This is a genomic window from Pedomonas sp. (assembly GCF_036515995.1).
In the GTDB taxonomy this organism is placed as follows: Bacteria; Pseudomonadota; Alphaproteobacteria; order Sphingomonadales; family Sphingomonadaceae; genus Pedomonas.
The window spans coordinates 1-8568 of record NZ_DATBUP010000078.1; the positions used below are offsets into that span (position 1 = coordinate 1).

Annotated in this window: 10 protein-coding genes and 1 pseudogene; all 11 read left to right on the forward strand. The window is 65.6% G+C overall.

From position 1 onward, the window contains the following. Nucleotides 1–273: YebC/PmpR family DNA-binding transcriptional regulator (locus VIG90_RS06265; RefSeq protein WP_331592623.1), on the forward strand; the 273-nt coding region annotated here is incomplete at its 5' end. 5 nt (nt 274–278) lie between these two features. Next, nucleotides 279–794, forward strand: coding sequence for a crossover junction endodeoxyribonuclease RuvC (ruvC, locus tag VIG90_RS06270; RefSeq protein ID WP_331592624.1), 516 nt, complete (start codon nt 279–281; stop codon nt 792–794). Then, nucleotides 794–1417 (forward strand): Holliday junction branch migration protein RuvA, encoded by a 624-nt coding sequence (gene ruvA, locus VIG90_RS06275; RefSeq protein WP_331592625.1) that lies wholly within the window; start codon nt 794–796, stop codon nt 1415–1417. The genes ruvC and ruvA overlap by 1 nt, the downstream gene beginning before the upstream one ends. A 777-nt stretch (nt 1418–2194) precedes the next feature. Then, nucleotides 2195–3238, forward strand: coding sequence for a Holliday junction branch migration DNA helicase RuvB (gene ruvB, locus VIG90_RS06280; RefSeq protein ID WP_331592626.1), 1044 nt, complete (start codon nt 2195–2197; stop codon nt 3236–3238). Between the two features lie 54 nt (nt 3239–3292). After that, nucleotides 3293–3799 carry a tol-pal system-associated acyl-CoA thioesterase gene (gene ybgC / locus VIG90_RS06285; protein WP_331592627.1) on the forward strand — a complete coding sequence of 169 codons (507 nt, stop codon included), beginning with the start codon at nt 3293–3295 and terminating at the stop codon, nt 3797–3799. 11 nt (nt 3800–3810) lie between these two features. Continuing rightward, nucleotides 3811–4524, forward strand: a complete 714-nt coding sequence (gene tolQ / locus VIG90_RS06290) for a protein TolQ (RefSeq protein WP_331592628.1) — start codon at nt 3811–3813, stop codon at nt 4522–4524. Between the two features lie 39 nt (nt 4525–4563). After that, nucleotides 4564–5001 (forward strand): protein TolR, encoded by a 438-nt coding sequence (gene tolR, locus VIG90_RS06295; RefSeq protein WP_331592629.1) that lies wholly within the window; start codon nt 4564–4566, stop codon nt 4999–5001. 3 nt (nt 5002–5004) lie between these two features. Then, complete coding sequence (locus tag VIG90_RS06300; protein WP_331592630.1) at nt 5005–5853, forward strand: hypothetical protein; 849 nt, start codon at nt 5005–5007, stop codon at nt 5851–5853. 25 nt (nt 5854–5878) lie between these two features. Beyond that, nucleotides 5879–7234: a Tol-Pal system beta propeller repeat protein TolB gene (gene tolB / locus VIG90_RS06305; RefSeq protein ID WP_414695469.1), complete on the forward strand. Its 1356-nt coding sequence runs from the start codon at nt 5879–5881 to the stop codon at nt 7232–7234. A gap of 143 nt (nt 7235–7377) precedes the next feature. Beyond that, nucleotides 7378–7908, forward strand: a complete 531-nt coding sequence (pal, locus tag VIG90_RS06310) for a peptidoglycan-associated lipoprotein Pal (RefSeq protein ID WP_331592631.1) — start codon at nt 7378–7380, stop codon at nt 7906–7908. A gap of 198 nt (nt 7909–8106) precedes the next feature. Continuing rightward, nucleotides 8107–8568 (forward strand): annotated as a pseudogene (locus VIG90_RS06315) (YbgF trimerization domain-containing protein); the annotation flags it as partial.

Here is an 8568-nt window from a genome sequence, read left to right on the forward strand (position 1 = left end):
GCCGGTGCGGAAGACGTGGCCTCCGACGAGGAAACCCACGAGATCTACACCACCCCGGAGAACCTCCACGAGGTGGCCCGCGCGCTGGAAGCCGTGCTGGGCGAGCCGGACAGCGCCAAGCTGGCCTGGCGCCCGCGCGACATGGTGACCGTGGACGAAGCCGCCGCCATCAGCCTGATGAAGCTGATCGACGCGCTGGAAGACAACGACGACGTCCAGACCGTCTGGGGCAACTACGAAGTGCCCGACGACGTGATGGCCAAGCTCGGCTGACGGCGGTGGCAAGGGTCAGACGCCTGATTGGTCTTGACCCTGGCCTCGCGAAGACGGGCTGGGGTGTGATCGACGTGGACGGATTGCGTCTGACCCATGTCGCCAACGGCACGGTCTCGACCGATCGTGTCGATGACCTGGCGGAGCGCCTCGTGGCGCTCCACCGGGGGTTGCTGGAGGTCTTCAACGCCTGGCAGCCGGACGGCGCGGCCGTCGAGGAAACCTTCGTCAACAAGAACCCCACCTCCACCCTGAAACTGGGGCAGGCGAGGGGCGTGGTGCTGATGACGGCCAGCCTCTTCGGGCTGCCGGTGGCCGAATACACCCCGAACCACGTGAAGAAGGCGGTCGTCGGCGTCGGCCACGCTGCCAAGGAGCAGGTGGACGCCATGGTGAAGCGTCTGCTGCCAGGCGTGAAGATCGCAGGGCCGGACGCCTCCGACGCCCTGGCCGTTGCCATCGCCCACTCCTACGCCGCCGGGGCGGCGGCGGTTCTCGCCAATGCAAAGAGGATGGCCTGATGTTCGCCAAGTTGCGCGGTGCCGTTGATTCCATCGGTGAGGATACGGTCATCATCGATGTGGGCGGGGTCGGCTATCTGGTCCATGCCTCCACCCGCACGCTCTCCCAACTGCCGCCGGTCGGCCAGACGATGAGCCTGTTCATCGAAACCCAGGTGCGCGAGGACGCCATCACCCTGTTCGGCTTCGCCAAGCAGGAAGACCAGCGCTGGTTCAAGCTGCTGACCAGCGTGCAGGGCGTGGGCGCGCGGCTGGCGCTGTCCATCCTCTCGGCGCTCTCGCCCGCCGAACTCAGCGCGGCGGTCGCCCATCAGGACAAGGCGGCGGTCTCCCGCGCCAACGGCGTCGGTCCCAAGCTGGCCCAGCGCATCGTGATCGAGCTGAAGGACAAGGTGGGTGCCATCCTGCCGGACTTCGAGGTGGCCCCGGCGGGCGGCGGCGGCGGCGCAGCCTCGGCCGGCTCGCTGCTGGCCGATGCGGTCTCGGCGCTCGTCAACCTCGGCTACCGCCCCGCCGAAGCCAGCACGGCCGTCTCCACCGCCAAGGGCAAGGTGGGCGAGGACGCTTCCCTCGACGCGCTCATCAAGGCGGCGCTGAAAGAGGCCATGAGCGGGCGGCTGTAAGGGTTGCCGTCAGGCTTTGCTGTTACGCGCTGGAAGGCGGGGCAGGGCGCTGGATATTCGACTGTGAGACGGTTTACGCCCGGTAGGAAATTCTGGTATTCAGGATCCCGCTACAAGCGTTTCTTTTGGATCATCACACTACCTTCCGAGAAAAGCCCGGACGTGTCGGCGTCCGGGCTTTTTCATTGGAGGGGGCCGGGGTGTTGATAGGTCCGGGGCGCAAATGGGTCTCGGGGGGTAAGATGGGTCCGGGGTGTCGGCCCCGAACCCTTGCCCGCCCTATTTCGAGCGTGCCACCTCTACGATCTTGAGAACAAGCATCGCGAAGGCAATCATCAGCGTTGGAACCCGATGATGAAAGCCGCAACCGTTTCTTTCGGAATGAGAACCACCTCCTTCCGACGGCGGGATTGCATCGCAGCAGGATTGCCGCGGTGCGCCCGTCGGAGGGAAACATAGCAGGCACATCTGGCAGCATCTTTATTAAATTACAATAATTTCAATGATTTGTTGCGTTGGAACGCATCAAGAACCCAGTCGTATGAATTCATTTGATGGGGCCGCAACGGACATCGGCGTTGGGCGGCAATGACAAGGGCTCGGCGGCTGATCGGGGCGCGACCCGATTAACGCAAGGGGGTGCCGTGAGGGACAAGTCCCTCCTGCGAAACGACCGGATAGAGCATGAGAAGCCCAACAGGGCGAAACCCGCAAAAAACGGGACTTGTGACGCTGGCGGCTATTCCGCTTTTGTTCGCGGGCGCGTAAACAACAGCCATGAGTGACGAGCAACAGCGACTGGTGGCGGGCATGCGCAGCGAGGAGGATTTCCTCGAGGCGAGCTTGCGGCCGCAGAGGCTGGACGAGTTCATCGGCCAGCAGACTTCACGCGAGAACCTGCGGATTTTCATCGAGGCGGCGAAGTCGCGCGGGGACGCGCTGGACCATGTGCTGTTCTTCGGACCGCCGGGCCTTGGCAAGACCACGCTGGCGCAGATCGTGGCCCGCGAGATGGGCGTGAACTTCCGGGCGACCTCCGGCCCGGTGATCGCCAAGGCGGGCGATCTGGCGGCGCTGCTGACCAACCTGGAGGCGGGCGACGTTCTCTTCATCGACGAGATTCACCGGCTCAATCCGGCGGTCGAGGAAGTGCTGTATCCGGCGATGGAAGACCGGCAGCTGGACCTGATCATCGGCACGGGGCCGTCGGCCCGCTCGGTGCGGATCGACCTGCCGCCGTTCACGCTGGTGGGGGCGACGACGCGCTCAGGGCTGATCACCCAGCCGCTGCGGGACCGCTTCGGCATTCCGGTGCGGCTGCAGTACTACGAGACCGACGAGCTGGAACTGGTGGTGCGGCGCGGCGCGATGGTGATGAACACGGCGATCGCCCCGGACGGCGCGCGGGAGATCGCGGCGCGCTCGCGCGGCACGCCGCGTATTGCGGGCCGCCTGTTGCGCCGGGTGCGGGACTTTGCCCTGGTGGCGGGCGAGGGGATCATCAACCGGGCGGTGGCGGACGCGGCGCTGACGCGCCTCGACGTGGACCGGCTGGGGCTGGACCAGATGGACCGGCGCTACCTCTCGACGATTGCGGACACCTATCAGGGCGGGCCGGTGGGCGTCGAGACCATCTCCGCCGCGCTTTCCGAGCCGCGCGATACGCTGGAGGAAGTGATCGAGCCCTATCTGATTCAGATCGGGTTCATCGCCCGTACAGCAAGGGGACGCATGCTGACGCCCGCGGCTTTTGAACACCTTGGCCTGGCTCCGCCGTCAAACCGGCCACAGCAGCTTCCCCTTCTTGATGGAGAAGGGTAAGGGGCATTCTTGCGATTCGCTTTTGAGGGGGCACTTCTGTCTGAGCGGCTTGTCATGACTGGCGGACACGAGGAGGCACGGGATGGCGGGGCACGGGACGGCGACGCCGACCGGGCCTACCAAGGCCGTATCGACAACGGCGTCCACCGCTATTCGCTCAGGGTCTACTTCGAGGACACCGACGCGGGCGGCGTGGTCTACCACGCCAACTACCTCAGGTTCATGGAGCGCGCCCGCACCGACATGCTCCGGTGCTTCGGCATCGAGCAGCGGCAGGGGCTGGAGGCGACAGGGGCCGGGAAGGGCAACTACGTCGTCGGCTCGCTCCAGATCGACTACAAGCGACCTGCCCACCTTGATGACGTGATCACGGTTGTCTCCACCGTCGAGGCGCTGGGGGCTGCAAGCTGCGTGATCCGGCAGAGGATCGTCCGGAAAAATGAATTGCTGACTGACGCGAGGGTGACGGTCGCCTTCGTGGGCGATGGCGGGCGACCGCGGCGTCAGCCGGCTGCCTGGCGGGAGCGCTTCGAGACGCTCCTGCAGGCCGGGATGGAATAAGAGGAAGCGTGATGGAAGACTCGGTAAATACGGTTGCGCTGGCTGCGGGGCATATTGATTTCTCGGCCTGGGGCCTGTTCTGGCAGGCGGACATCGTCGTGAAGGCCGTGATGATCGGCCTGGTGGTGGCCTCGATCTGGTCGTGGGCCATCATGATCGACAAGGGCCGGCGCGTTCGCAAGATCAAGGCGGAAGCCGACAAGTTCGAAGACAACTTCTGGTCCGGCAACTCCATGGACAAGGTCTATGAGAAGGCCAAGGCGCGGGGCGACCATCCGTTCGCCAACGTGTTCGGCGCGGCCATGGAAGAGTGGCGGCGGTCCTTCTCCAACGGCAAGGTGGACAAGGCTTCGGTGAAGCAGCGTCTCTCCACCGTGATGCGCGTGACCTTCGAGCGCGAGATGGACAAGCTGGAGAACAACCTGACCTTCCTGGCGACGGTGGGTTCGGTGGCTCCGTTCGTCGGCCTGTTCGGCACGGTGTGGGGCATCATGCGCTCGTTCACCGGCATCGCGCAGACGCAGAACACCTCGCTGGCCGTGGTGGCCCCCGGCATTGCCGAGGCGCTGTTCGCCACCGCCATCGGCCTTGCCGCCGCCATTCCGGCGGTGATCGGCTACAACAAGCTGAACGGCGAGATGGCCCGCTACGGCAACCGTCTCTCCACCTTCTGCGACGAGTTCCACGCGATCCTGTCGCGTCAGCTCGACGAAAAGGCCGATTGAGCGGTCAGGCGAGACGCCAAGTGAGAAGGAAACGCTGACATGGCTTTCCATGTAGTACCCCCGGGCGGCGGCCGTGGCCGCGGGCGGCGTCCGATGGCCGACATCAACGTGACCCCGCTGGTGGACGTGATGCTGGTGCTGCTCATCATCTTCATGGTGACGGCGCCGCTGCTGGTGACCGGCGTGCCGGTCGACCTGCCGGATGCCAACTCCAAGGCCCTCAACGACGAGGACAACAAGCCGGTGCAGATTTCGGTCGACACCTCGGGCGCGGTCTTCATCGACGAGATGCAGATCACGGTCGAGGAACTGGCGCCGAAGCTGACCGCCATCGCCGAAGCGCGCCGGGACGAGCCGCGCATCTACGTGCGCGCCGACTCCACGCTGGATTACGGCATGGTGATGCGCGTGGTGGGCGAGGTGAACGGGGCCGGCTTCAAGAAGGTGGCTCTCATCACGGAGCAAAAGGGGAACTAGCGCGTGAATCGCTCGAGCGTTGCCATATCGGGCGTTGCACACGTGGCGCTGGCGGTCGCACTGGCCCTCAACTGGCCAAGGTCGACGCCGGAGCGTCAGGTCATGGACCCCATTCCCATCGAACTGGTGGACGTGGCCGACGTGCCGCGCGTGACGGAGAAGCCCAAGCCGTCCATCGATGCCGCCCCGCAGGAAACGGTGGAGCCGGATGCGGTGGAGCCCGAGCCGGAACCCGAGCCCGAGCCCACGCCGCCCAAGCCGGAACCAAAGCCCGAGCCCAAGCCTGAGCCCAAGCCCGAACCGAAACCGGAACCCAAGCCGGAGCCGAAGAAGGAACAGCCCAAGCCCAAGCCGGAGCCGAAGAAAGAGCCGCCGAAGAAGGAAGAAAAGCCCAAGGAGCGCCTGGACGCTTCCAAGCTGGAGAACCTGATCGACAAGCGGCTGGAGAAGGCGGATCGCAAGCCGCTGAACGTTTCGGCACTGGCCAAGACGCTTGAGAAGGATATCTCAAAGAACGCCATGCTCGATTCGCGCGCGGCCGCCACCATCCAGCAGCTGATGGACGCCCAGGTGTCCCGCTGCTTCAACCCGCCGACCGGCGGGCGCGACGTGATGGACATGACGGTGACCGTGCGCCTGCGGCTGGACCCGCAGGGGCGGATCCTCGACCAGCCGGTCGTGGTGGGGCAGACCGGGGCAGGGGCCGGCAACCAGGCCTACGCCCAGGCGCTGGCCAGCGCGGCCCGCCGGGCGATCCTGCGGTGTGCGCCCTATAATTTGCCCGCCGAACTGGCACCGGTTTGGGCGGGGCAGGAAATGGAACTGAACTTCGATCCATCGCGCCTGATGTAAGGCGCCTGATGCGAAAGGTTGAGCCGTGAAACGTTTGCTTGTTGCCGCCTTTGCCGCGCTTATGGCCGCGGCGTCTCCCGCCCACGCCGTCCTGAAGATCGACGTGACCGGTGGCGTTGTGCAGCCCGTGCCGGTGGCGGTGCCGGCATTCCCCGGCACGGCCGAGGTTGCGACCCCGGCCGGCTCGACCGGCGAGCTGGGCCAGCAGATCGCCAAGGTGATCTCGGCGAATCTGGAGCGCTCCGGCCTGTTCCGGCCGATCGATCCGCGCGCCTTCACCACCCGCGTGACCCCGGCCGACGCCTCGGCCCCGCAGTTCGCCGCCTGGCGCACCGTGGCGGCACAGGCGCTGGTGACGGGCTACGTGCAGCCCAACCCGGACGGCTCGCTGCTGGTGGCCTGCTACGTCTATGACGTGTTCGGCGAGGAGGAGATGGGCCGCACCGGCTTCACCGCCCGCAACCCGCGCGACTGGCGGCGCACCGCCCACAAGTGCTCGGACTTCGTGTACGAGAAGATCACCGGCGAGAAGGGCTACTTCGACAGCCGCGTGGTGTACGTGAGCGAGAGCGGCCCCAAGACCAACCGCATCAAGCGCCTGGCGATCATGGATCAGGACGGCGAGAATCACCGCTTCCTGACCTCGGGCCAGAGCATGGCGCTGACGCCGCGCTTCTCGCCCTCGCAGCAGCAGATCGCGTACCTGTCCTACTTCCAGAACAAGCCGCGCGTGTTCCTCTATGACCTGAACAGCGGCCGTCAGGAAGTGATCGGCGACTTCCAGGGCATGAGCTTCGCCCCGCGCTTCTCGCCGGACGGCAATTCGGTGCTGCTGAGCCTCAGCCGCGGCGGCAACACCAACATCTATGTGATGGACCTGCGCACCCGCCGCCTGCGCCAGCTCACCAACTCGCCCTCGATCAACACCTCGCCCAGCTACTCGCCGGACGGAAGCAAGATCGTGTTCGAATCGGACCGGGGCGGCACCCAGCAGCTCTATGTGATGAACGCCGACGGCTCGGGCGCGCAGCGAATCTCGTTCGACACCCGCAACAAGCGCTCGCGCTACGCCACGCCGGTGTGGTCGCCGCGCGGCGACTACATCGCCTTCACCAAGATGGACGAGGGAAAGTTCCGCATCGGCGTGATGCGTCCGGACGGCTCGGGCGAGCGCGTGCTGACCGACGCCTGGCAGGACGAAGGCCCGACCTGGTCGCCCAACGGCCGCGTGGTCATCTTCTTCCGCACGGACCGCTACGGCCGGGGCGGCACGGGCGGTGGCAGCAAGATCTGGTCGGTCGACCTGACGGGCCAGAACGAGCGCCCGATCGGCACGCCGCTGGACGCGTCCGACCCCGCATGGGGCCCCCTGTTACCGTAGGGGTACACTGAGGTAAAAGCGGTCAATTTGTTACGTATTGCCAATGCAGTAGCTTGACCGTTTTTAGTTCTATCCTATAACCCAAAAAGTAGCGTCCGTTCGCTGAGACCGGCGCACCAAAAGGTTGCCGTAAGGAAGAAATCATGCAGAAATTCAAGGTAATCGCTGTTGTTAGCGGTCTCGCCATGATGGCCGCAGCCTGCGCCAAGAAGGAAGAGCAGCTCCCGCCGCCGCCGCCGCCGGCTCCGGCCGCTCCGGCACCGGCTCCGGCCGCTCCGGCTCCGGTCACGCCGTCTGTCGTTCCGGGCAGCGTTCAGGATTTCGTGAACACCGCCGGTTCGGACCGCGTGTTCTTCGCCTATGACAGCTACGCGCTGGACGATGCCGCTCGCGCAACCCTCGCGAAGCAGGCCGAGTGGCTGAAGAAGTACCCGAACGTCTCCGTGACCGTCGAAGGCCACGCTGACGAGCGCGGCACCCGCGAATACAACCTGGCTCTGGGCGACCGCCGCGCCAACTCCGTGCGCACCTTCCTGGTTGCACAGGGCGTTGAAGCCGGCCGCGTCACCTCGATCTCCTATGGCAAGGAGCGTCCGGAAGTTCTGGGTTCGGACGAAGAGTCCTACGCCAAGAACCGCCGCGGCGTGACCGTGCTGCAGGGCGCTGCCAGCTAAGACCTGACCCAGGTCTGGGCAGCTTCGCTGTTCTAACTGAACGCTCCGGTGCACACCCGCGCCGGAGCGTTTGGTTTTTCCGGCCAAGCCGCGAGATGTTCAGGGCCTGTGCCGGAATGCTGGCATATTCTGATGCCAGACAGTAACTAAACAGCCATGTCGCTGTCGTGATTTCCCGCCGAGAGGAGGCTTGCCTTGATGCTGAAGTGCCGTCAGGTGTCCGTTGCACTTGTTCTTGCTGTCCTGACGATGCCGCTGGCCCCGTTGCCCGCCCTGGCGCAGCAGGACGTCGTGAAGCGCGTCGACAAGCTGGAAGCCGAGATGAAGGCCGTGCAGCGGCAGGTGTTCCCCGGCGGTGCTTCCAAGTATTTCCAGCCGGAATACTCCGATACCCAGCCGGCCGCGCCGCAGCAGCAGAGCCCGGGCCCGGACCTGCTGACCGAACTGCAGGGCCGAATCACGTCGCTGGAGCAGCAGAATGCCAACCTGACCGGCCAGGTTGAGGAAGCCAGCTTCCGCGCCCGCCAGGCCGAGGAAGCGCTCAACCGCTTCCGTGAGGACGTGGAATATCGCCTGACCGTGCTGGAAGGAGGAGACCCGACTGCGCTGAAGGCCGGTGCGGCCGGTGCGGCAGGCGCTGCGGCCGGCGGCGCATTGGGT